The sequence below is a fragment of the Agromyces sp. GXQ0307 genome, assembly GCF_044769845.1.
Taxonomy (GTDB): Bacteria; Actinomycetota; Actinomycetes; order Actinomycetales; family Microbacteriaceae; genus Agromyces.
This window is the reverse complement of sequence record NZ_JBIZVY010000003.1, coordinates 122,959-144,535: the sequence shown is the minus strand read 5'-3', so window position 1 is coordinate 144,535 and position 21,577 is coordinate 122,959. Positions and strand designations below refer to the sequence as shown.

The following is a 21,577-nucleotide window of genomic DNA, read 5'->3' as shown; positions in this document are numbered from 1 at the left end:
CACGGGTGCAGGGAGACGGGGGCGATCCGCGGTAGCAGATCGCCCCCGTCGTCGTGCTGCGACGACTCTAGTCGGGACTCAGCCCTTCGAGAGCGCCGCGTAGCGGAACTTGAACGACGCGTCGAGGGTGTCTTCGGCACCTTCGACGTCGGCGCCCACGACCGCGATCTGCGCACCCTGCATGTACGGGATGGTCGACAGGTCGGCGGCCACCTTGTCCTGGATCTCGCCGATGAGGGCGGCGCGCGCGTCAGGGTCGCCGGTCACCGACTGCTCCAGGATGAGGTCGTTGACCTCGGGGTTGTCGTAGTGGTTGGCGAGGAAGTTCTCCGTGAGGAAGAACGGCGACAGGTAGTTGTCGGCGTCGGAGTAGTCCGGGAACCAGCCGAGCTGGTAGGCCGGGTACAGGTCGGCGACACGGTCGTCGGAGTACTGGACCCACTCGGTCGACTGCAGGTTCACGGTGAACAGGCCGCTCGCCTCGAGGTTGTCCTTAATGATCGCGTACTCGTCGGACGAGGACGGGCCGTAGCGCTCGGCGACGTACTGGATCGAGATGTCGACCGGCGTCGAGATGCCCGCCTCCTCGAGACGCTGCGCGGCCTTGTCGGCGTCGGGCTGGCCCGCACCGTCGCCGTACTGGTCCTTCAGCGCCTCGTTCGCGCCCGTGAGCCCCTCGGGGACGTACGAGTACAGCGGCGTGAAGGTGCCCTTGTACACGTCCTCCGAGATCGCGTCGCGGTCGATGAGGTCGGCGATCGCCTGGCGCACCGCGAGGGCCTTCGCCGGGTCGGCCTCGGCCGTGGTCGCACCGAACGGCATCGTGTTGAAGTTGAACACGAGGTAGCGGATCTCGCCGCCGGGGCCGTCGACGACCTTGACGTTGTCGTTGCCGCGGAGGTCCTCGATGTCGGTCGCGCTCAGCGTGCGGTGCGCGACGTCGATGTTGCCCTCCTGCACGTCGAGCTTCAGGTTCGACGCGTCGGTGTAGTACTTGACGTTGACGGTGTCGGTCTTCGCCTTGCCGAGGATGCCCGCGTAGTCGGGGTTCGCCTTGTACGCCACGAGGTTGTTGAAGTCGTAGCTCGTGATCGTGTACTGGCCGGCGAACGGCTCGCCTGCGACGATGTCGTCGTCCGACGTCAGCGCGTCGGCGGCGAAGACGTCCTCATCCACGATCGGGCCGACCGGGCTCGAGAGGATCAGCGGGAAGATCTGGTCGTTCGGCGACTTCAGCGTGAACACCACGGTCAGGTCGTCGGGGGTCTCGACGCTCTCGAGGTTGTAGAGCAGCGACGACGGGCCGTTGGGGTCGGCGATGGCGAGCTGGCGGTCGAACGTGAACTTCACGTCGGACGAGGTGAGCTCGTTGCCGTTGGCGAAGGTCAGGCCCTCCTTGAGGGTCACCGTGTACTCGTTCTCGGAGGTGAACTCCGCCGACTCCGCGATGTCGGGCTCGACGTCGGGGCTGCCGTAGGGCGTGTTCATGAGGAACGGGTAGACCTGGTTCATGACGGCGAACGACCCGTTGTCGTACGAGCCGGCCGGGTCGAGCGCGGTGATCTGCTCGGTGGTGCCGATGGTGAGCGTGCCGCCACCGGTCGATCCCTCGTCATCGCCCCCGGCGGAGCAGCCCGCGAGCGCGAGGGCCGCGGCGGAGAAGCCCGCGGCGAGCGCGAGGCCGCGCCGGCGGTGCGTGGATGCGGATGCCATATCCGTCTACCTCTTCCTGTCGATGAGCGCGCGCGGGTTCGCCGCGTCGCGATCGTGTATCTCTCAGAGCTAGCACAGGCGGCTGGTGGTGGCACCCGGAGAGGGGGCCATCCGAGCCCGAATGTGACCGTTCTGCAACCTTGGCGGGACGACGAGCTGCACACGATGAGCAGTCCTCGGATCTGCCGCCTGTCGATCCGCACTCGCGTTGCGATCAGTCGCCTCGCAGCGCCCGCCGCTCGCGCTCCAGGTCGACGAGCGCCCGCTGGATCATCGCGTACGTGCTCGTGTCGGCGCGGTCGGTGCGCTGCAGCCTGCCGAGCAGTTCCTGCTTCTGGCGCAGCAGTTCGCGGTCGACGAGCGCGCCCACGACACCGCGGACGTAGGCGGTGAGTTCGGCGTCGCCTCGTTGGGGCACCGGGAGCACGGCGAGCTGCTGCACGATCGACCCGAACGGCGGCGGCACCTCGGCGACGACGCGCTCGACGGTGACGGGCCGGGCCGCCTTCGACGAGCCGGTCGCGACCGCGCCCGGCGAGGTCGCGGCGACGGATGCCGCGGCGAGCACCGACGCGATGCCGTCGCGCACCACCGCGAGCGTGCCGTTGCCGAACCGGCAGTCGACGCCGTGGCGCAGCAGGTCGTCGCCGACGAGCTCGGGGTACTGCAGCATGACCTGGAGGGCGTCGCGTTCGAGGCGGGTCGCCGGGTCGTTCGGCAGCATCGTGATCGAGAAGGGCCGGTCGGATGGCGCGCCCGTACCGATGACGGACGAACCCGCCGCACCCGCCGGCACGGACCCGTCGGGTCGCATGTCGGGGCGCCCCGCCGGGCGGGGCTCCGAACCTGCACTCACCTGCCTGGCCGATTCATCGGGCCGCCGATCGCCGCGACCGCGCTCGGCGCCGCGGTCTCGATCTCGCTCGCCGCCGCGGTCTCGATCGCCGTCGCGCGCCCGCGCGCCCGCCGTGCGAACCGCCCGGCCGACCTCGTCGAGTTCCATGCCGAGCATGCGAGCGAGTTCGCGGGTGTAGCCGGGTCGCAGTGCGGGATCGCGGATTTCGGCGACGATCGGTGCGGCCGCGCGGAGTGCGGCGACGCGCCCCTCGACGGACTCGAGGTCGAAGCGGGCGAGCGTCGTGCGGATCACGAACTCGAACATCGGCGTCTTCGTCTCGACGAGCGAGCGCACCGCGGCGTCGCCGCGCGAGAGTCGCAGGTCGCACGGGTCGAGCCCGTCGGGCGCGACCGCGACGAACGTCTGCGCCGCGAACCGCCGCTCCTCGGCGAAGGCGCGCATCGCGGCCTTCTGCCCGGCGGCGTCGCCGTCGAAGGTGAAGACGACCTCTCCGACGCCCGAGTCGTCTCCGAGCACGCGGCGCAGCACCTTGATGTGATCGACGCCGAACGACGTGCCGCAGGTCGCGATCGCGGTCGTGACGCCGGCGAGATGGCACGCCATCACGTCGGTGTAGCCCTCGACGACGACGACGCGGTGGGTCTTCGAGATCTCGCGCTTGGCGAGGTCGAGCCCGTACAGCACCTGCGCCTTGTGGTAGACCGCCGTTTCGGGGGTGTTGAGGTACTTCGGGCCCGGGTCGTCCTCGAGGAGCTTCCGCGCACCGAAGCCCACGGTCTGCCCGGTCACGTCGCGGATGGGCCAGATGAGCCGGCCGCGGAACCGGTCGTAGACGCCGCGGTCGCCCTGCGAGACGAGTCCCGACGCGGCGAGTTCCTCGGTCGTGAAGCCCTTGCCCCGAAGGTGCTTCGTGAGCGTCTCCCAGCTCTTCGGCGCGAAGCCGACGCCGAAATGACGGGCGGCCTCGGCGTCGAAGCCGCGCTCGCCGAGGAACCGGCGCCCGACCTCGGCCTCCGGTGTGCCCAGCTGCTCGAGGAAGAACTCCTCGGCCGCCCGGTTCGCGGCGAGCAGGCGCGCCCGGTTGCCGGCTCCCTCTGCGGGTCCGCCGCCGTCTTCGTAGTGGAGCTCGTAGCCGATCCGCCCGGCGAGGCGCTCGACGGCCTCGGTGAAGGTCACGTGGTCCATGCGCTGCAGGAACGTGTAGACGTCGCCCGATTCACCGCAGCCGAAGCAGTGGTAGAAGCCGAGCTGGGGTCGCACGTGGAAGCTCGGGCTGCGCTCGTCGTGGAACGGGCAGAGCCCCTTCATCGAGCCGACGCCGGCCGACTTCAGCGAGACGTGTTCGCCGACGATGTCGGCGATGTTCGTGCGGGCCTTGACCTCTTCGACATCGCTCTGTCGAATGCGGCCCGCCATGTCGTCAATCCTATTCCGCGGATGCCGACGCGCGGCCCCGCACGCACGTCATCGCTGCACGAGCCGTTCGTACCACGACAGCGCGGACTGGTCGGTGAGGCTCGCGACCTGGTCGACGACGACACGGCGACGCGCCGCGTCATCCGCCGCCGCCCGCCAGTCTTCGGCGAATCCGGCGTCGAGGTGCGCGTCTCCCGCCTCCCACAGGGCGTCGGCGAGGGCACTGAGCACCTGCCGCTGCTGAGAGTAGATCGGCTGGCGCGTGTTTCGCGACATCACGAACGCGGCCACGATGCCCTTGAGCACGGCGATCTCGGCTTGGATCGAGCGCGGCACGACGACGTCGGCATCGAACCGGATGAGGCTCGCGACGGGGTGGTGCGCCCGGGTGGCTTCGGTGGCGGCGTGCGCGAAGCGGCCGATCAGCTGGCTCGTGAGGTTCTTCAGGGCCGCCTGGTCGCGACGACTGCCCGTCCACTCCGAGATCCACACGTCGAGCGAGTCGAGCCGGTCGAACGCGGCGATGAGCTCGTCGTGACCGAACGCCCCGCCGATCCACTCGACCATCGCGTCGACGAGCTCGTCGTGGTCGACGCGGCGGCCGAGCGCGGCCACGTCGATGTAGCCGCCGACGATCGCGTCCTCGAAGTCGTGCACGGAGTAGGCGATGTCGTCGGAGAGGTCCATGACCTGCGCCTCGATGCAGAGCCGGCGCTCGGGGGCGCCGCGTCGCATCCACTCGAACACGTCGGTGTCGTCGGCGTAGAAGCCGAACTTGGTGCGACCACTGGGGTCGCCGACGCCGGAGCGCTCTGGCCAGGGGTACTTGCAGCTCGCATCGAGGCTCGCACGCGTGAGGTTCAGGCCGAGCGAGCGCCCGTCCGCCGAGAAGACCTTGGGCTCGAGTCGCGTGAGGATCCGCAGGGTCTGCGCGTTGCCCTCGAAGCCGCCGATGTCGGCCGCCCAGGCGTTCATCGCCTTCTCGCCGTTGTGACCGAACGGCGGGTGGCCGAGGTCGTGCGCGAGGCACGCCGTGTCGACGACGTCGGGGTCGAGGCCGATGCTCGTCGCGAGCTCGCGGCCGACCTGCGCGACCTCGAGCGAATGCGTGAGGCGGTTGCGGGCGAAGTCGAGACCGGAGGTCGGGCTCAGGACCTGGGTCTTCGCCGCCAGTCGCCGGAGCGCGCTCGAGTGCAGCAGGCGCGCGCGGTCGCGTGCGAAGTCGCTCCGCCGCCGGTTCTCGTGCTGCTCGGGCAGGAAGCGCTCGGCGTCGGCCTCGTCGTAGCCGCCGAAGAGTCGATCTCGCACGCGATCAGCCGCCGCTCGTATCGAGCTCGGCGTCGACGAGCGTCGCCCGATCGTGGCCCGCCAGGTCTTGCGAGTCGAGCCAGCCGTCGGGCAGCGACGGGTTCTTCGGCGTGCCGGCGCGACCGCGCGGTCCCTCCGCACCCTCGCCCGGGTACGGCATCGACCAGTCGAGCGTGCCGAGCAGGTCGTCGAGGTGCGCGAGCGTGTCGACCGTCGCGAGCTTGGCGCGCAGGTCGCCCCCGACCGGGTACCCCTTGAAGTACCAGGCGACGTGCTTGCGGATGTCGCGGCAACCGCGCTCCTCGCTGTCGAAGAACTCCGTGAGCAGCTCCGCGTGGCGCCGGAAGGTTCGTGCGACGTCGCCGAGCGACGGCTCGGCCTTGGACTGCTCGCCGCGGAAGGCCGCGGCGAGGTCGCCGAAGAGCCACGGGCGCCCGAGGCATCCGCGCCCCACCACCACGCCGTCGCACCCGGTCTCCTCGACCATCCGAAGCGCATCGTCGGCCGACCAGATGTCGCCGTTACCGAGCACGGGAACGCTGGTCACCGTCTCCTTCAGCTTCGCGATCGCCGGCCAGTCTGCCTGACCCGAATAGAACTCCGACGCGGTGCGCGCGTGCAGCGCGATCGACGCGACGCCCGCGCCTTCGGCGATGCGGCCGGCCTCGAGGTAGGTGAGGTGGTCGGCGTCGATGCCCTTGCGCATCTTCACCGTGAGCGGGATGTCGCCGGCGGCCTTCACCGCGCCCTCGACGATGTCGCGGAACAGACCCGACTTCCACGGCAGCGCCGCTCCCCCGCCCTTGCGGGTGACCTTCGGCACGGGGCAGCCGAAGTTCAGGTCGATGTGGTCGGCGCGGTCTTCCGCGACGAGCATCGTCACGGCCTCGGAGACCGTCTTGGGGTCGACCCCGTAGAGCTGGAGGGAGCGGGGCGTCTCGGACTCGTGGTGCGTGATGAGCCGCATCGACTCGGGCGTGCGCTCGACGAGTGCGCGACTCGTGATCATCTCGGAGACGTACAGGCCGGCGCCGAACTCGCGGCAGAGCCGGCGGAACGCCGTGTTCGTGATGCCCGCCATGGGCGCGAGCACGACCGGCACCTCGAGGTCGAGGCCGCCGATCGTGAGCGGGCGGGCGGGGGTCGTGGTCGTTGGCATCGTCATCGATTCTCCCAGACGGCGAGCCGGTTCCGTCCGGGCGCGCGGCGACGGCGCATAGGATGCGGGCATGACGGCAGTGGGGAGGACGGCATGACGCGCTTCGCCGGGTTGCAGGGGGTCGAGCGGGTGCAGGCGGATGCCGCGGCGCGCGGCCTCGACATCGAGGTGATCGAACGTCCAGCAGCACGGAGCCTCGAGGAGGCCGCCGAGCTCCTCGGCATCGAGCCCGGCGACATCGTGAAGTCGCTCGTCGTCAAGCGCAGCGACGACACCTACGTGTTCGCGCTCGTCCCGGGCGGTCGCAAGATCAGCTGGCCGAAGCTGCGCGCACTGCTTTCGGTGAACAAGCTCCAGCTGCCCGACGCCTCGCTCGCGCTCGCCGCGACCGGCTACGAGCGCGGCACGATCACCCCGCTCGGCTCGAGCATCGACTGGCCCGTCGTCGTCGACGAGACCGTCGTCGGCCGCCGCGTCTCGATGGGGGCCGGCGAGCACGGCCGCAGCCTCTTCGTCGACGCCGATGCCCTCATCACGGCGCTCGACGCGACGGTCGCCGACATCAGCGACCCCGAATGAGGCCGGTGGGTCAGAGGAGCGCGCCGCGCGTGTCGAGACCCGGTGAAGTGATCCCGAGTCAGCGGAGCTCGTCCGCCGAGGGGAGCACGCACACGTCTCCCTCGCAGACGAGGGCGCCGGGATCGCCGTCGATCATCGTGAACGGCGAGGGCGCGGCATCCGTCGCCCGGTCGTCGCTCACGCCGCGGCCCCGTCCTGCTCGCCCGCGACCTGCGTGAGCACGTTCGCGAACACCTCCGACGGCTGCGCACCCGAGACCCCGTACTTCCCCTCGAACACGAAGAACGGCACGCCCTGGATGCCGTACGCGCGCGCCTGCGCGATGTCGGCCTGCACGTCGTCGGCGTAGCGGCCCGACTCGAGCGCCTCGCGCGCCTCGCCGCCGTCGATGCCGAGCTCCTCGGCCCAGCCGACCAGTTCGTCGATGCGGTTCACGCGCCCACCCTCGGTGAAGTACGCCTTCAGCAGCCGCTCCTTCATCTCGAGCTGCCTCCCGTGCGCCTTCGCGAGGTGCAGCAGCTCGTGGCCCTTCAGCGTCTTCGTGTGCGCGACCGTCTCGAAGTGGTACTCGAGCCCCGCCTGCACGGCGACGCCGGTGACATGCTCGAGCATCTGCTCCACGCGGTCGAGCGGCAGGCCCTTCGCCTTCGAGAGGTACTCGGTCGTCGAGCCCTCGAAGTCGAGCGGCGTGTCGGGCGAGAGCTCGAACGAGTGGTACTCGATCTCCACGTCGGGCGCGTCGTCGCCGAGTGCGGCGATCCCGGCCTCCAGGTGGCGCTTGCCGATGTAGCACCAGGGGCACGCGATGTCGGACCAGATGTCGATCTTGATGGGGGAAGTCACGATGTCTGCGAACGGATGCGTCGGCTCGAGTATTCCCCGATCGGCACGCTTCTGCGGAGATACGATCGGGCGCACCGATCGGGATGCCTCGGACGCGGCGTGTCCGATCGTATCTCCGCGCTCTGGTGCGGCAGGCGCCTCTGTTGCGGCAGCGCGAGAGTCAGGGTGCCGCGTCCGGCGCGTCGACGGCCCCGCCGAAGCGGCGATTTCGCGATGCATAGAGCTCGATCGCCTTCCAGAGGTCGACGCGCGAGAAGTCGGGCCAGAGCGTGTCGAGGAAGACCATCTCGGCGTACGCCGACTGCCAGAGGAGGAAGTTCGAGGTGCGCTGCTCCCCCGAACTGCGGACGAACAGGTCCACGTCGGGCATGTCCGGCACGTAGAGGTGCCGCTCGATGAGCCGCTCGGACACCGCGGACGGTCGGATGCGACCCGCGGCGACGTCGTCGGCGATCGCGCGGACCGCGTCGACGATCTCGTTGCGCCCGCCGTAGTTCACGCACATCGTGAACTGCAGCCCGGTGTTGCCCGCGGTGAGGCGCTCGGCGACCTGGAGCTCGTCGATGACCGACTTCCAGAGCCGCGGCCGGCGGCCGGCCCACCTGATGCGCACGTTCCACTCGTTGAGCTGGTCGCGCCGGCGATGCAGCACGTCGCGGTTATAGCCCATGAGGAAGCGCACCTCGTCGGGCGAGCGCTTCCAGTTCTCGGTCGAGAACGCGTACACCGAGAGGTGCTTCACGCCCGCCTGGACGGCTCCCGCGACGACGTCGAGCAGCACCTCCTCACCGGCCTTGTGCCCCTCGATGCGGGTGAGGCCCTGCCGGTTCGCCCAGCGACCGTTGCCGTCCATGACGATGGCGACGTGCTCGGGAACCGAGCCCCTCGGGAACGCCGGCGGGGTGAGGCCGGTCCAATCGAGCGGACGGTAGGGCACCGCGTCCTTGTGGGTGTAGGGCTTGGGGGTCACTCTGGAGCCGTTCCTCGGGAGACGTGGGAGAGGGAGCGCAGGCCGCGCTCGAGATGCCATTGGGCGTACGCCGCGACGATACCGCTCGCCTGCCCGCGGTCGCGCTGCGAGGCGGCCTCGGCGACCGCCCAGTCACCCGCGAGGAGCGCGCCCAGCAGATGCACCGTCGTCGGGGTGATACGAGGCGTACCGGGCGGGGCGCACGCGTCGCACACGACCCCGCCGAGCTGTACGACGACCGCGGTGTGCGGCCCGGGCGCTCCGCAGCGCGAGCAGTCCTCGAAGCTCGGCGCCCAGCCCGCGATCGCGAGCGCGCGCAGCAGGTAGGAGTCGAGCGTCAGGTCGGGGCCGTGCTCGCGCCGCGACAGCGAGCGGAGGGCGCCGACGAGCAGCAGGTACTGCTGCAGCGAGCCCTCGGCCTCGGTCAGGCGATCGGCGGCCTCGACCATCGCGTTCGCGGCGGTGTACGCGGCGTAGTCCTGGCTGATCTCGGCGCCGTACGCGCCGATCGATTCGGCCTGCGTGATCACGTCGAGCGTGCGGCCCTCGTAGAGCTGCAGGTCGGCGACCATGAACGGCTCGAGCCGCGAGCCGAACTTCGACGCCGTGCGCCGGACGCCCCGCGCCACGGCGCGGATCTTGCCGTGGCGGCGCGTGAGGAGCGTGACGATGCGGTCGGCCTCGCCCAGTTTGTGGGTGCGCAGCACGACGGCGTCATCTCGATACACGGGCACCCGTCGATTCTCCCACCGACCGCCCCCGGAGGTCCGCGACCGCGCCGCCCGCTGCGTGCGAGCGGGCGAGGGATGCCGCATGGCGGCGCTGCGCGCACCTCGCCGTCGTCGATGCAGAATGGTCGGGTGACCACGTCGTCCGCACCAGTCCTCATCACGGGAGGCACCGGCACGCTCGGCCGCGCCGTGGTGCGGCAGCTCAGAGCGCGCGGCGACGACGTGAGGGTCCTCAGCCGATCGGGTTCGCCGGGCACGTTGCTCGGCGACCTCGAGACCGGTGAGGGGGTCGAGGCCGCGCTCGAGGGCGTCGGCGCCGTCATGCACCTCGCCACGACGAGTCGCGACGACACCGAGATCACCCGACGGCTCGTCCACGCCGCCGAGCACGAGGGCCGGCCGCGCATCCTGTACTCCTCGATCGTCGGAATCGACCACATCCCGCTCGCGTACTACGGCGGCAAGCGCGCCTCCGAGCGGATCATCGCGGAGTCCCGCCTGCGCTGGACGACGCTGCGGGCGACGCAGTTCCACGACTTCGTGGCGACGCTGTTCCGCGTCCAGCGCTTCTCGCCCGTGGTGTTCGCGCCGGCGTTCTCGTTCCAGCCGATCTCGGTCGACGACGTCGCGGCCCGGCTGATCGAGCTGCTCGACGACGACGTGCTCGGCATCGCTCCCGACATCGGCGGACCGGAGGTCCGCACCGCGCGCGACCTGGCCCGCGCATGGCTGTCGGAGCGCGGCTCGCGGCGGCCGACGGCCGCGTTCCGCCTTCCCGGCACCCGGTTCGAGGCCTTCCGCTCGGGTGCGAACCTCGTTCCCGGCGAGCCCTACGGGCGCATCACGTTCGAGCAGTACCTCGCCCGCGCGCGCTGACGCGAGCCGCGGCATCCGCCGTGGTAGAACCGGTGCATGACCGTCGCGCCCTTCACGATCCCGCTCTGGGCCGACCTCGCGGCGGTCGGCATCGGCGCCCTGCAGGGCGCGATGTTCGCCTCGCGCATCAAGGAGCACCGCATCGACCTGCTCGGCGTCGCGCTCATCGGCATCATCGTCGGGCTCGGCGGCGGTCTGCTGCGCGACCTGCTGCTGAACCAGCTGCCCGCCGCGATGCGGAGCAACTGGTACCTCGTCGTGGCGACGGCGGCGGCGCTCGTCGGCATGCTCCTCATCCGGATCTTCGACCGGTTGAATTCGCTGATCATCGCGCTCGACGCGGTCACGATCGGGCTGTTCGCGGCGATCGGCACGACGAAGGCGCTCGCATACGGCGTGCCCGAAGTCCCGGCGGTCTTCGTCGGCGTGGTCGCCGCCGTCGGCGGGTCGATCCTCCGCGACGTCGCGCTGAACCTGCCGATCGCGCTCATGCACGTCGGATCGCTGTATGCGGTCGCCGCGGCCGGCGGGACCGTCCTGCTCGTGACGATGGTGCTCCTCGGCGCGAACATCCTGGTCGCGGCGATCGCGTGCGTGGTCGTGACGACCGTCATCCGGCTGCTGTCCGTCAGATTCGGGTGGAGCCTGCCCGAGCAGCGCGCGATCGGCAGCTGGCGCGTGTGGCGCCGCGCCTGATCCGGCCGGAGACGTCGGCGTCGCGCTGCGCAGCTGAGCGTGCCGCTCCGTGATCGGGGCGGGCGACGACGGATGGCGCGCCCGCCCGTTCACGGACGGATCAGGCCAGGGCGGGCTCCGCGACCTCCTCGCGCACGCGCACCGCGCGCAGCGCCCGGTTCACGGCCGAGACGACGGCCTTCAGCGACGCCGTCGAGATGTCGGCGTCGATGCCGACGCCCCAGAGCGTGCGGCCCTCGACCTGGCACTCGACGTAGGCCGCGGCGATCGCGTCGCCACCGGCCGACATCGCGTGCTCGCTGTAGTCGAGCACGCGCACGTCGACGCCCTCGGCCGCGAGCACCGAGAGGAACGCCGCGACGGGGCCGTTGCCGGAGCCGTCGGCGTCGACGCGCTCGTCGCCGTCGCGGAGGCCGACGCGCACGCGCACCTCGCCGGTCAGGTCGCTCTCGCTGCGCATCGACAGCAGCTCGAACCGGCCCCACTTCTCGTCGGGTCGATCCTGCGGCGCGGGCAGGTACTCGTCCGTGAAGATCGACCAGATCTCCTCGCTCGTGACCTCGCCGCCCTCGGCGTCGGTCTTCGCCTGCACGACGCCCGAGAACTCGATCTGGAGGCGACGCGGCAGATCGAGCGCGTGATCGGTCTTCAGCAGGTAGGCGACGCCGCCCTTGCCCGACTGCGAGTTCACGCGGATCACGGCCTCGTAGTTGCGGCCGATGTCCTTCGGGTCGACCGGGAGGTACGGGACGGCCCAGACGAGGTCGTCGACCGAGACACCGCGGGCGTCGGCCCTGGCCTCCATGGCCTCGAAGCCCTTCTTGATCGCGTCCTGGTGGGAGCCGGAGAACGCGGTGTAGACGAGGTCGCCGGCCCACGGGCTGCGCTCGGGCACCGGCAGCTGGTTGCAGTACTCGGCCGTGCGCTTGACCTCGTCCATGTCGGACAGGTCGACCTGCGGGTCGATGCCCTGCGTGAACAGGTTCATCGCGAGGGCGACCAGGTCGACGTTGCCGGTGCGCTCGCCGTTGCCGAACAGGCAGCCCTCGATGCGGTCGGCGCCGGCCATGTAGCCGAGTTCGGCGGCCGCGATCGCCGTGCCGCGATCGTTGTGGGGGTGCAGCGAGAGCAGGACGTTCTCGCGGTGCGCGAGGTGCCGGCTCATCCATTCGATGGAATCGGCGTACACGTTGGGCGTGGCCATCTCGACGGTGGCCGGCAGGTTGATGATGACGTTCCGATCCGGCGTGGGCTCGAGGATCTCGAGCACCCGGTTGCAGACGTCGACCGCGAACTCGAGCTCGGTGCCGGTGTAGCTCTCGGGCGAGTACTCGTAGTAGACGGTCGTGCCGGGCACGGTCGCCTCCATCTCGCGGCACTTGCGTGCGCCGTGGAGGGCGATGTCGATGATGCCCTGCCGGTCGGTGCGGAACACGACCTCGCGCTGGAGGACGCTCGTGGAGTTGTAGAGGTGCACGATGGCCTGCTTCGCGCCGCGGATCGACTCGTACGTGCGCTCGATCAGGTGGTCGCGCGCCTGCGTGAGGACCTGGATCGTGACGTCGTCGGGGATCGCGCCCTCCTCGATGAGGCTGCGGACGAAGTCGAAGTCGGTCTGGCTCGCCGACGGGAAGCCGACCTCGATCTCCTTGTAGCCCATCTTGACGAGCAGGTCGAACATGATGCGCTTGCGCTCGGGGCTCATCGGGTCGATGAGCGCCTGGTTGCCGTCGCGCAGGTCGACCGCGCACCACCGCGGCGCCTTCTCGATGCGCCGGGACGGCCACGTGCGGTCGGGCAGGTCGACGCGGATCTGCTCGTGGTACGGGCGATAGCGATGCACCGGCATCGCGGAGGGCTTCTGGGTGTTCTTCATCAGGGTGCTCTTCTCGCTCTTCGGGGTTTTCAGCCGACGACAGACTCCGCAGCGAGGGAGGCCTGTGAACTAGGACTCGCTGCGGCAGCTAAGGAGAAGCAGGCCGTGAAGCACGGACCTAGGCTAACACCGCGCGCGCGGGCGGGCGCAACCGATGACGACGACGGATGCCGGCGGGGGTGCGGAGACGCGGATGGCGGGTGCCGCCCCCCATGGTCCGGCACCCGCCCCGCGGCATCCGCTCGGCCCTCACTCGATCGCGAGTGCCCCGACCGGCGAGACCGACATCGCACGCCGCGACGGCGCGATCGAGGCCACGAGCGTCAGCACGCCGGCCGCGACGACGAGCACGCCGACGACGCCCCACGGAATCGAGGGCGGGATGACGAGCGGCTCGCCCTGCGCACTGCCGAGCATCGCCTGCGCGCCCGCCCAGCCGTAGAACGTGCCGAGCACGAGTCCGGTGGCCGTCGCGGCGGCCGTGAGCGCGGCCGCCTCGGCGAGCACCATCGTCCGGAGCTGGCGCCGCTCGAAGCCGAGTGCACGCAGCAGCCCCAGTTCCCGTGTGCGCTGGAGCACGTTCAGCGAGAGCGTGTTGACGAGTCCCACGGCGGCGATGAGGGCACTGAATCCGATGAGGATCCCGAACACGGCGACCGTCGCGGAGACCATCTGCTCGATGCCCGCGCGGAGGTCGGGTCGGTCGTCGGTCGCCGCGAGCAACAGGTCGCGGTACGACTCCATCGCGACGGCGAACATCGTGACGAGCGTCACGCCGATGACCAGGCCGATCGTCATGCGCGAGCTCCGCTCCGGATGGCGGACGGCGTTCTCCGCGGCGAGTCGCGCCGACGGCGAGGTGCCGAGCACGCGTCCCACGAGGCGCAGGACCGGCGGCATGACGACGTGCGCCCCGAGCACGATGCCCGTGAAGGAGAGGATGCCGCCGACGAGACCGACGAGCACGCCGAGCGGGGTGACGAGGCCGAGCGCGACACCGGCGAGGAGGAGCAACGTTCCGAGGATCGCGAGCGTCGCCGCCGTCGCCGTGCGGCCGTGGCCCGAGGCGAGCTCCTGCCGGGAACGCGCAGCCGAGTTGCCGAGCGCCTCGGAGGGGCGCACCGACAGCACGCGGCGGGATCCGGCCCACGCCGCGAGCCAGGTCGTCAGGATCGCCGCGATCGCCGGTGGCAGCACGACCGGGTCGGCCCACGGGTGCTCGACGCGTGGCAGCACGTCGGCCGCCGCCGCCCACTCGGCGAGTCCCATCGCGACGAGCGTGCCGATCACGAGTCCCAGCACGGCCCCCGTCGCGCCGATCGCGAGGCCCTCCCGGGCGATCGAACCGCGCTGTGCGCGCGCCGTCGAACCGAGCAGGCGCAGCAGCGCGATCTGCCGGGTGCGCCCGGCCACGACCGTCGCCACGGTGTTCGCGGTGACGACGCCGCTGACGTAGACCGCGATGACGATGAACACCCACGCGATGATCGCGAGCATCAGCGCGACGGTTCCACTCGACCCGGTGACGTCGTCGGCGCGCATCGCCGACCCGAGGTAGCCGGTGACCTGCAGGAGCGCCACGCCGAAGGTCGACGCGAGCGTCGCGACGACGAGCGTCGGGCCCTGCTCGGTGCGGAGGCGCGCGATCACGCCGCACGCTCCATGGAGAGCATGTACGTCGCGATCTCCTCGGGGCTCGTGCGCTGCGCGTCGCGGACGATCCGTCCGTCGGCGAGGAACAGGATGCGGTCGGCGTGGCTCGCGGCGATCGGGTCGTGCGTGACCATTGCGATCGACTGCCCGCGGTCCCGGCTCGCGTCGGCGAGGATCGCGAGCACCTCCCGTCCCGTCCGCGAGTCGAGGTTGCCCGTCGGTTCGTCGGCGAAGACGAGGTCGGGGCGCGTGGCGAGCGCCCGCGCGATCGCGACCCGCTGCTGCTGCCCGCCGGAGAGCTCGTGCGGCCGATGCCCGAGCCGGTCGGCGAGGCCGAGTCGGTCGATCAGCGCGTCGATCTCTGCCCGCTCCTCCCGGCTCGGGCGGCGCCCGTCGAGCTCGAACGGCAGCAGGATGTTGCCCTCGACGTCGAGCGTCGGCACGAGGTTGAACGCCTGGAAGACGAAGCCGACCCGGCGTCGTCGGAGCACCGTGAGCGCACCGTCCGGAAGCTCGGTGATGTCGGTGTCGCCGAGCCAGACGCGGCCGCCGGACGGCGAGTCGAGGCCCGCCATGATGTGCATGAGGGTCGACTTGCCCGAGCCCGAGGGCCCCATGATCGCGGTGAACTCGCCGCGGCGGAGGCCGAGCGAGACGTTCTCGAGTGCGGTGACGGCGCCTGCGCCCGCTCCGTAGCGCTTGCCGAGGCCGGCGACGCGGGCGACGAGTCCGAGGTCTGAGGGTTGGATCTCCATGGCCCCGACGCTACGGAGGCGCCCGGAGCGTGCGCGTCCGCCGATCGTCGCGGCCGCGTCATCCGCTCGGATGACCTCGACGGCCGCACCGTCGCCCCGAGTCTCAGCCGGTCGGCAGGTCGTGCTCGTAGGCGAACACCACGAGCTGCACGCGGTCGCGCAGGCCCAGCTTGCCGAGCACGCGGCTGAGGTGCGTCTTCACGGTCGCCTCGCCGAGGAACTCGGCCGCTGCGATCTCGGCGTTCGAGAGCCCCTTCGCGGCGAGGGCGAAGATCTCGCGCTCTCGCGTGGTGAGGTCGGCCCACGCAGCGGGGGCGGGGCGGCGGCCGCTCCCCCGCGATGCGTGCGCGATGAGCTCCCGCGTCGCGTTCCCCGCGATGACGGCGTTGCCGCGGTGCACGGTGCGGATGGCGGCGAGCAGGAACTCGGGCTCCGCGTCCTTCAGCACGAACCCGCTCGCGCCGGCCCGGATGGCGCGAGCCGCACTCTCGTCGAGGTCGAACGTGGTCAGCACGAGGATGCGCGGCGGCTGCCGGCCCTCGCGTTCGGCGCCGGCCAGGATCTGTTCGGTCGCCGCGATGCCGTCGAGCTGCGGCATCCGCACGTCCATGAGCATCACGTCGGGGCGGCTGCGCTCGGCGAGGGCGACCGCCGCACGCCCGTCGGCGGCGTCGCCCGCGAACACGAGGTCGGGCTGCGACTCGACGAGCATGCGGATGCCCGCGCGGAACAGCGCCTGGTCGTCGACGAGGGCGACGCGGATGCCGCTCATGCGGCGGCCCGGGCGGGGATGCGGGCGGTCACGACGAATCGCCCGCGATCCGCCTCGGCGGCGAACGATCCGCCTGCGAGCTCGGCGCGCTCCCGCATGCCGGGGATGCCGTGCCGAGGGGCCGCCGGGCCGTCGCCCGCCTCGTCATCATGACGCGCGCCGGCTCGAAGGGCGTTGTCGAGGCGCACCGCGACACCGTCCGTGTCCCAGTCGAGGTCGAGGAGCACCGCCTCGCCGGTGTCGCCGTGCCGAAGCGCGTTCGTGAGCCCCTCCTGCACGATGCGGTACACGGCGATCTGGTGACCGGCCCCGAGTGCCGCGCGTTCACCGCGCTCGGTGCGGCGAACGTCGAGCCCCGCGGCGCGCACCTGCGCGACGAGGTCGTCGAGGTCGTCGAGCGCCGGCTGCGGCGCCGACCCCTCGCGGTGTCGCAGCTCGCCGAGCAGGAGTCGGACGTCGCCCAGCGCGGCTCGCGCCACCGCGGCGATCGTGTCCAGGGCCTCGGTCGCCGCCTCCGGCCGCGTACGCGCCGCGAAGCGAGCGCCGTCGGCCTGCGCGATCACGACCGCGAGCGAGTGCGCGACCACATCGTGCATGTCTCGCGCGATCCGGGTCCGTTCCTGTTCCACCACGTACCGGTACTCCGCGTGCTCGCGCTCACGGCGATCCAGTTCCGCGCGGCGCCGCTGCGCGCGCGCGTCGCGCACGGTGCGCACGAGCAGGCCGATGGTCCAGGCGAGCACGAGCCCCGCGAGCGCCGCACCGAAGAGCAGGGCGGTCCAGGCGAGCAGGGCGAGGGCCTCGGATGTCGCGGGGACGCCCACCCCGTCGACCGCGGGCTTCACGAGCGCGAGGTAGACCGCGGCGAGCACGGCTCCGGCACCGGCCGAGCCGAGGCCCCACCAGCGGACGGCTCGGGAGCCGTGGGCGGAGGTCGAGTAGACGACCGCGAACACCGCGGCATCCGCCGGTTGCAGGTCGCGCAGCAGCAACAGCTGCACACCGGCCGCGGCCCACGCGACGATCAGTGCGGCGCCGGGGGCGACCCGGCGGAGCACGAGCGCTGCCGAGAACAGCGTCACCACGATGACGTCGGGCCACCCGCCGACGAACGCGTAGAGCACGCACACGGCGAAGAACACCGCCGCGAGGATGCCGTCGACGATGAGCGTGGCGCGCTGGGTCGAGATGCTCACCGACTCACGGTACGCCCCGGCATCGACCCGATCGACTCGCCCGAAGCGGAATCATCCGCTCGGCTGACCCCGCGGCCGAGCTCGGGCGCGGACCTCCCTACCAGATGACGCCGCCCCCGACGGAGATGCCGCCCCAGGTGAGCGCGATGAAGATCGCGGCGAACACGACGGGCGCGATGCCGGTGCCGCTGCGCGCCAGTCCCTTGAAGAGGGCGATGACGGCGAGGATCGCGGCGATGATCGACAGGCCGCCGCCGAGGATCAGCCCGATGAAGAGCGGGATGGGCATGAGCACGAGGCCGGCCAGCGCCACCCAGAACGCGGCCCAGGCGGTCGGATTGGAGGTGCGTGCGACGGAGGAGGTCATGCTCCATTATCTCGGCTCGACCCGTGCCGCGATGCCTCCCGCGCGCATCGGGCGAGCGTCAGAACCCCAGCCGCCCGAGCTGCTTCGGGTCGCGTTGCCAGTCCTTCGCGACCTTGACGTGCAGCGCCAGGTAGACCTTCCGCCCGAGCAGCCCCTCGATCTGCGCGCGAGCGCGCTCCCCGACCTCGCGGAGGCGCGCGCCGCCCTTGCCGATGATGATGCCCTTCTGGCTGTCGCGTTCGACGTACAGGTTGGCGTAGACCTCGAGCAGGTCCTTGTCCTCGCGCTCGATCATGTCGTCGACCGTGACCGCGATGGAATGCGGGAGTTCGTCGGAGACGCCCTCGAGCGCGGCCTCGCGCACGAACTCGGCGATCCGCTCGGCCGTGTCCTCGTCGGTCGTCGTCTCTGCCGGGTAGAGCGGGTGCTCCGACTGCGGCATCAGCTGCAGCAGCTCGTCGACCAGCACGTCGAGCTGTTCGCCCCTCGGCGCGGACACGGGGATGATCGCGTCCCACTCGCGCAGCTGGGAGACCGCGAGCAACTGCTCGGCGACCTTCGCCTTCCCCGCGGCATCCGTCTTCGTGACGATCGCGACCTTCTTCGCGCGCGGGTACTGGTCGAGCTGCTCGTTGATGAACCGGTCCCCCGGACCGATCGCCTCGTTCGCCGGCACGCAGAAGCCGATCACGTCGACATCGCCGAGCGTGGTCTGCACGAGCGAGTTGAGGCGTTCGCCGAGGAGCGTCCGCGGCCGGTGCAGCCCCGGGGTGTCGACGACGATGAGCTGGCCGTACGTTCGGTGCACGATGCCACGGATGGCGCGCCGCGTCGTCTGCGGCTTCGAGCTCGTGATCGCGACCTTCTCGCCGACGAGCGCGTTCGTGAGCGTGGACTTGCCGACGTTCGGGCGTCCCACGAAGGAGACGAAGCCGGCGCGGTAGTCGGTCATGGGCGGATCCCCTCGTGGGTGGCTGGCTCGTCGTCGGCGAACGCCGCACGGACGTCGATGAGCGCCTGGTCGGCCTCGACGAGGATCGTCGCGATGCGCTTGCGGCGCCCCTCCGTGCGTTCGGCCTCCAGCAGGAGGCCGCTGACGCTCACCCGGTCGCCGCGGAGCGGGAGACGGCCGAGCTCCTTGGCGAGGAGCCCGCCGACGGAGTCGACGTCCTCGTCCTCGAGGTCGAGGCCGAACAGCTCGCCGAGCTCGTCGACCGGAAGGCGTGCGTTCACGCGGTAGCGCCCCTCGCCGAGCTCCTCGACCTGCGCGGCCTCGCGGTCGTACTCGTCGGAGATGTCGCCGACGAGCTCCTCGATCAGGTCCTCGAGCGTCACGAGGCCCGCGATGCCGCCGTACTCGTCGACGACCATCGCCAGGTGGTTCGATTCGAGCTGCATCTGGCGCAGCAGGGCGTCGGCGCCCATCGATTCGGGGACGAACGCGGCAGGGCGAGCGAGGTCCGCGACCGTCAGGGTGGCGGCGTCGAGCGGGCGCTCGAAGCCGAGCCGGGCGAGGTCGCGCAGGTAGAGCACGCCCACGATGTCGTCGGCCTCGCGATCGATGACCGGGATGCGCGAGTAGCCCTCCTTGAGGAACAGCGCCATCGCCTGCGGCAGGTGCGCCGAGGACTCGATCGTGACCATGTCGGTCCGCGGCACCATGACCTCGCGGACGAGCGTGTCGCTGAACTCGAAGATCGAGTGGATGAGTTCCCGGTCGGCCTGCTCGAGCACCTCCAGCTCCGTCGCCTCGTCGACCATGCTGAGGAGCTGCTCCTCGCTGGAGACTCCGGCGAACCGGATGCGACCCGGGGTGACCCGGTTGCCGAGCGAGACCAGTGCGTTCGCGATCGGCCCGAGGAGCACTCGCACGAACCGGATGAGCGGCGCCGAGAGTCGCAGCACCGTGTCGGGGTGCGCGCGCCCCACGCTGCGTGGACTGGCGCCCACGAGCACGAACGACACCGCGGTCATCACCGCGGCGGAGACGAGCAGGACCAGCCACACCTCGTCGATGAAGAACGTGAACGCGAGTGTCACGAGTACGGCCGCCGTCGTCTCCGCGAGGATGCGCATGAAGTTCACGGCGTTCACGTGCGCGCCCGTGTCGTCGGCGATCGCGAGGAGCGAGCGGCGGGCGCGTGCGCCGATGGCGAGGTCGACGATGTCGGCGCGCGACACGACCCCGATCGCCGAGTCGACCGCGGCCATGAGGCCGCCGAACGCGACGAGGACGAGGGCGGCCGCGAGGAAGAGCCAGGGCAGCATGGTCAGCGGCGTCGCTCCTGCATCGAGAAGCCGACGAGGATGTCGCGCTGGATCCCGAACATCTCCTTCTCCTCGGCGGGTTCGGCGTGGTCGAAGCCGAGGAGGTGGAGGATGCCGTGCGTGGTGAGCAGCAGCAGCTCGTCGAGCAGGGCGTGCCCGGCGGCCTTCGCCTGCGCCTCGGCGACCTGCGGGCAGAGTACGACGTCGCCGAGGAGGCCGGGCGGCGCGGGCTCCTCGGCCGTGCCGGGCCGGAGTTCGTCCATGGGGAAGCTCAGGACGTCGGTCGGGCCCGGTTCGTCCATCCACTGCACGTGCAGCTGCTCCATGGCACCCTCGTCGACGAGCACGATCGCGAGTTCGGCGTCGGCGTGAACGTGCATCATGTCGAGCGCATACACCGCGAGGCGCTGGAGCGCCGACTCGTCGACCTCGATCGAGGACTCGTTGTTGATCTCGATGCTCACGGCTGTCTCTTCCTCGGGAGGTGGTCACGTGGGCCGGGCCCGCCGCGCCGGTCGGCGCCGCGACGCTCGGCACGGTTCGCGAACTCGCGCGCCTGGTCGCGCTCGTAGCGCTGCGCCTGGGTGCGCTGGTCGTACTCGGTGTAGGCGTCGACGATGCGGCCGACGAGCGTGTGTCGCACGACGTCGTCGCTGGTCAGCCGGGCGAAGTGGATGTCCTCGACGCCGTCGAGGATGCGCGTGACCAGCCGGAGACCGCTCGAGCCGCCCGGCAGGTCGACCTGCGTGATGTCGCCGGTGACGACCATCTTCGAGCCGAAGCCGAGGCGCGTGAGGAACATCTTCATCTGCTCGGGCGTCGTGTTCTGCGCCTCGTCGAGCACCACGAACGAGTCGTTCAGCGTGCGGCCCCGCATGTAGGCGAGGGGTGCGACCTCGACGGTGCCCGTCGCCAGCAGCTTCGGCACGACCTCGGGGTCCATCATCTCGTTCAGCGCGTCGTAGAGCGGCCGCAGGTACGGGTCGATCTTCTCCGTGAGCGTGCCCGGCAGGAACCCGAGCCGCTCCCCCGCCTCGACGGCCGGTCGGGTCAGGATGATCCGGTTGACCTCCTTGCGCTGCAGCGCCTGGACGGCCTTCGCCATCGCGAGGTAGGTCTTGCCGGTACCGGCCGGACCGATGCCGAACACGATGGTGTGCTCGTCGATCGCGTCGACGTAGGCGCGCTGGCCCTCGGTCTTCGGCCGGATCGACTTGCCGCGGCTGGAGACGATGACCTGGCCGAGCTGTTCGGACGGACGGGCATTCGGGTCGGCATCGAGCATTCGGGCCGAGCTCCTCACTTCGATGGGTGTCGGGTCGCCGCCGCCGCGGACGAGCTCGAGGAGCTCCTCGACGAGGCGGCGGACGCGGCGGCGCTCTTCGGCCTCGCCGCGGATGGCGAACTCGTTGCCGCGCACGTGCACGTCGACGCCGGGATACTCCCGTTCGATGGTCGTGAGGAGGCGGTCCTGCGGCCCGAGGAGCCGAACCATGGCGATGCCGTCGATCTGCAGTCGCTCCTCGTCGGAGCGGGTCTC

21 protein-coding genes are annotated in these 21,577 nt (G+C 71.0%); 3 read left to right on the top strand and 18 right to left on the bottom strand.

All coding sequences use genetic code 11. The features are described from left to right. Window positions 1-78: 78 nt before the first annotated feature. The 4 genes from ACIQH8_RS10695 to dusB all read right to left on the bottom strand — a co-directional run bounded on the left by ACIQH8_RS10695 (window position 79) and on the right by dusB (window position 6,455). A complete protein-coding gene (locus tag ACIQH8_RS10695; protein WP_400998269.1) occupies window positions 79-1,713 on the bottom strand; it encodes an ABC transporter substrate-binding protein in 1,635 nt (544 codons plus the stop codon). A 214-nt stretch (window positions 1,714-1,927) separates the two neighbouring features. Further along, window positions 1,928-3,988 carry a DNA primase gene (dnaG, locus tag ACIQH8_RS10690; RefSeq protein ID WP_400998267.1) on the bottom strand — a complete coding sequence of 687 codons (2,061 nt, stop codon included), beginning with the start codon at window positions 3,986-3,988 and terminating at the stop codon, window positions 1,928-1,930. Between the two features lie 48 nt (window positions 3,989-4,036). After that, on the bottom strand, window positions 4,037-5,296 hold the full coding sequence (locus ACIQH8_RS10685; protein ID WP_400998265.1) for a deoxyguanosinetriphosphate triphosphohydrolase: 1,260 nt from the start codon (window positions 5,294-5,296) through the stop codon (window positions 4,037-4,039). A gap of 4 nt (window positions 5,297-5,300) precedes the next feature. Then, window positions 5,301-6,455 (bottom strand): tRNA dihydrouridine synthase DusB, encoded by a 1,155-nt coding sequence (gene dusB, locus ACIQH8_RS10680; RefSeq protein ID WP_400998262.1) that lies wholly within the window; start codon window positions 6,453-6,455, stop codon window positions 5,301-5,303. Between the two features lie 93 nt (window positions 6,456-6,548). Here dusB and ACIQH8_RS10675 point away from each other — a divergent pair, with 93 nt between their 5' ends. Then, on the top strand, window positions 6,549-7,034 hold the full coding sequence (locus ACIQH8_RS10675) for an aminoacyl-tRNA deacylase (RefSeq protein WP_400998259.1): 486 nt from the start codon (window positions 6,549-6,551) through the stop codon (window positions 7,032-7,034). A 58-nt stretch (window positions 7,035-7,092) separates the two neighbouring features. Here ACIQH8_RS10675 and ACIQH8_RS10670 read toward each other — a convergent pair whose 3' ends face one another. From ACIQH8_RS10670 to recO, 4 genes are all read right to left on the bottom strand, one after another. Beyond that, a complete protein-coding gene (locus tag ACIQH8_RS10670) occupies window positions 7,093-7,215 on the bottom strand; it encodes a hypothetical protein (protein WP_400998256.1) in 123 nt (40 codons plus the stop codon). Continuing rightward, window positions 7,212-7,877, bottom strand: a complete 666-nt coding sequence (locus tag ACIQH8_RS10665) for a DsbA family protein (protein WP_400998254.1) — start codon at window positions 7,875-7,877, stop codon at window positions 7,212-7,214. The genes ACIQH8_RS10670 and ACIQH8_RS10665 overlap by 4 nt, the downstream gene beginning before the upstream one ends. Window positions 7,878-8,037: 160 nt before the next feature. Further along, on the bottom strand, window positions 8,038-8,847 hold the full coding sequence (locus ACIQH8_RS10660) for an isoprenyl transferase (protein ID WP_400998252.1): 810 nt from the start codon (window positions 8,845-8,847) through the stop codon (window positions 8,038-8,040). Next, window positions 8,844-9,581 carry a DNA repair protein RecO gene (gene recO, locus ACIQH8_RS10655; RefSeq protein ID WP_400998250.1) on the bottom strand — a complete coding sequence of 246 codons (738 nt, stop codon included), beginning with the start codon at window positions 9,579-9,581 and terminating at the stop codon, window positions 8,844-8,846. Before recO ends, ACIQH8_RS10660 begins: the two co-directional genes overlap by 4 nt. Window positions 9,582-9,707: 126 nt before the next feature. Between recO and ACIQH8_RS10650 the strand changes: the two genes are divergently transcribed. Together ACIQH8_RS10650 and ACIQH8_RS10645 are read left to right on the top strand one after the other, a co-directional pair. Further along, window positions 9,708-10,454, top strand: coding sequence for an SDR family oxidoreductase (locus tag ACIQH8_RS10650; RefSeq protein ID WP_400998247.1), 747 nt, complete (start codon window positions 9,708-9,710; stop codon window positions 10,452-10,454). A gap of 36 nt (window positions 10,455-10,490) precedes the next feature. Beyond that, on the top strand, window positions 10,491-11,150 hold the full coding sequence (locus ACIQH8_RS10645; protein ID WP_400998244.1) for a trimeric intracellular cation channel family protein: 660 nt from the start codon (window positions 10,491-10,493) through the stop codon (window positions 11,148-11,150). A gap of 100 nt (window positions 11,151-11,250) precedes the next feature. On the opposite strand, the gene leuA is transcribed toward ACIQH8_RS10645, so the two are convergent. The 10 genes from leuA to ACIQH8_RS10595 form a co-directional block, all read right to left on the bottom strand. After that, window positions 11,251-13,026 (bottom strand): 2-isopropylmalate synthase, encoded by a 1,776-nt coding sequence (gene leuA, locus ACIQH8_RS10640; protein WP_400998242.1) that lies wholly within the window; start codon window positions 13,024-13,026, stop codon window positions 11,251-11,253. Between the two features lie 249 nt (window positions 13,027-13,275). Beyond that, window positions 13,276-14,676 carry an FtsX-like permease family protein gene (locus tag ACIQH8_RS10635; RefSeq protein WP_400998239.1) on the bottom strand — a complete coding sequence of 467 codons (1,401 nt, stop codon included), beginning with the start codon at window positions 14,674-14,676 and terminating at the stop codon, window positions 13,276-13,278. Further along, the gene (locus tag ACIQH8_RS10630; RefSeq protein ID WP_400998236.1) at window positions 14,673-15,434 is read right to left on the bottom strand and encodes an ABC transporter ATP-binding protein; all 762 of its coding nucleotides are present in this window, start codon (window positions 15,432-15,434) and stop codon (window positions 14,673-14,675) included. The genes ACIQH8_RS10635 and ACIQH8_RS10630 overlap by 4 nt, the downstream gene beginning before the upstream one ends. A gap of 103 nt (window positions 15,435-15,537) precedes the next feature. Continuing rightward, on the bottom strand, window positions 15,538-16,206 hold the full coding sequence (locus ACIQH8_RS10625; RefSeq protein WP_400998234.1) for a response regulator: 669 nt from the start codon (window positions 16,204-16,206) through the stop codon (window positions 15,538-15,540). Next, on the bottom strand, window positions 16,203-17,402 hold the full coding sequence (locus ACIQH8_RS10620; RefSeq protein WP_400998231.1) for a sensor histidine kinase: 1,200 nt from the start codon (window positions 17,400-17,402) through the stop codon (window positions 16,203-16,205). The genes ACIQH8_RS10625 and ACIQH8_RS10620 overlap by 4 nt, the downstream gene beginning before the upstream one ends. A 97-nt stretch (window positions 17,403-17,499) precedes the next feature. Beyond that, a complete protein-coding gene (locus ACIQH8_RS10615) occupies window positions 17,500-17,769 on the bottom strand; it encodes a hypothetical protein (RefSeq protein WP_400998229.1) in 270 nt (89 codons plus the stop codon). Window positions 17,770-17,827: 58 nt separating this feature from the next. Beyond that, window positions 17,828-18,721 (bottom strand): GTPase Era, encoded by an 894-nt coding sequence (gene era, locus ACIQH8_RS10610; RefSeq protein ID WP_400998226.1) that lies wholly within the window; start codon window positions 18,719-18,721, stop codon window positions 17,828-17,830. Beyond that, on the bottom strand, window positions 18,718-20,037 hold the full coding sequence (locus tag ACIQH8_RS10605) for a hemolysin family protein (protein ID WP_400998223.1): 1,320 nt from the start codon (window positions 20,035-20,037) through the stop codon (window positions 18,718-18,720). The genes era and ACIQH8_RS10605 overlap by 4 nt, the downstream gene beginning before the upstream one ends. A 2-nt stretch (window positions 20,038-20,039) precedes the next feature. Then, entirely contained in the window at window positions 20,040-20,501 is a 462-nt protein-coding gene (gene ybeY, locus ACIQH8_RS10600) for an rRNA maturation RNase YbeY (protein ID WP_400998221.1), read from the bottom strand. Then, complete coding sequence (locus ACIQH8_RS10595) at window positions 20,498-21,532, bottom strand: PhoH family protein (protein ID WP_400999790.1); 1,035 nt, start codon at window positions 21,530-21,532, stop codon at window positions 20,498-20,500. The genes ybeY and ACIQH8_RS10595 overlap by 4 nt, the downstream gene beginning before the upstream one ends. Window positions 21,533-21,577: the final 45 nt, after the last annotated feature.

Coding starts and splice junctions, on each gene's coding strand:
- ACIQH8_RS10695 (WP_400998269.1), bottom strand. CDS start 1,713: ATGGCATCCGCATCCACGCACCGCCGGCGCGGCCTCGCGCTCGCCGCG.
- dnaG (WP_400998267.1), bottom strand. CDS start 3,988: ATGGCGGGCCGCATTCGACAGAGCGATGTCGAAGAGGTCAAGGCCCGC.
- dusB (WP_400998262.1), bottom strand. CDS start 6,455: ATGCCAACGACCACGACCCCCGCCCGCCCGCTCACGATCGGCGGCCTC.
- ACIQH8_RS10675 (WP_400998259.1), top strand. CDS start 6,549: ATGACGCGCTTCGCCGGGTTGCAGGGGGTCGAGCGGGTGCAGGCGGAT.
- ACIQH8_RS10645 (WP_400998244.1), top strand. CDS start 10,491: ATGACCGTCGCGCCCTTCACGATCCCGCTCTGGGCCGACCTCGCGGCG.
- leuA (WP_400998242.1), bottom strand. CDS start 13,026: ATGAAGAACACCCAGAAGCCCTCCGCGATGCCGGTGCATCGCTATCGC.
- ACIQH8_RS10630 (WP_400998236.1), bottom strand. CDS start 15,434: ATGGAGATCCAACCCTCAGACCTCGGACTCGTCGCCCGCGTCGCCGGC.
- ACIQH8_RS10625 (WP_400998234.1), bottom strand. CDS start 16,206: ATGAGCGGCATCCGCGTCGCCCTCGTCGACGACCAGGCGCTGTTCCGC.
- ACIQH8_RS10615 (WP_400998229.1), bottom strand. CDS start 17,769: ATGACCTCCTCCGTCGCACGCACCTCCAATCCGACCGCCTGGGCCGCG.
- era (WP_400998226.1), bottom strand. CDS start 18,721: ATGACCGACTACCGCGCCGGCTTCGTCTCCTTCGTGGGACGCCCGAAC.
- ACIQH8_RS10605 (WP_400998223.1), bottom strand. CDS start 20,037: ATGCTGCCCTGGCTCTTCCTCGCGGCCGCCCTCGTCCTCGTCGCGTTC.
- ACIQH8_RS10595 (WP_400999790.1), bottom strand. CDS start 21,532: ATGGTTCGGCTCCTCGGGCCGCAGGACCGCCTCCTCACGACCATCGAA.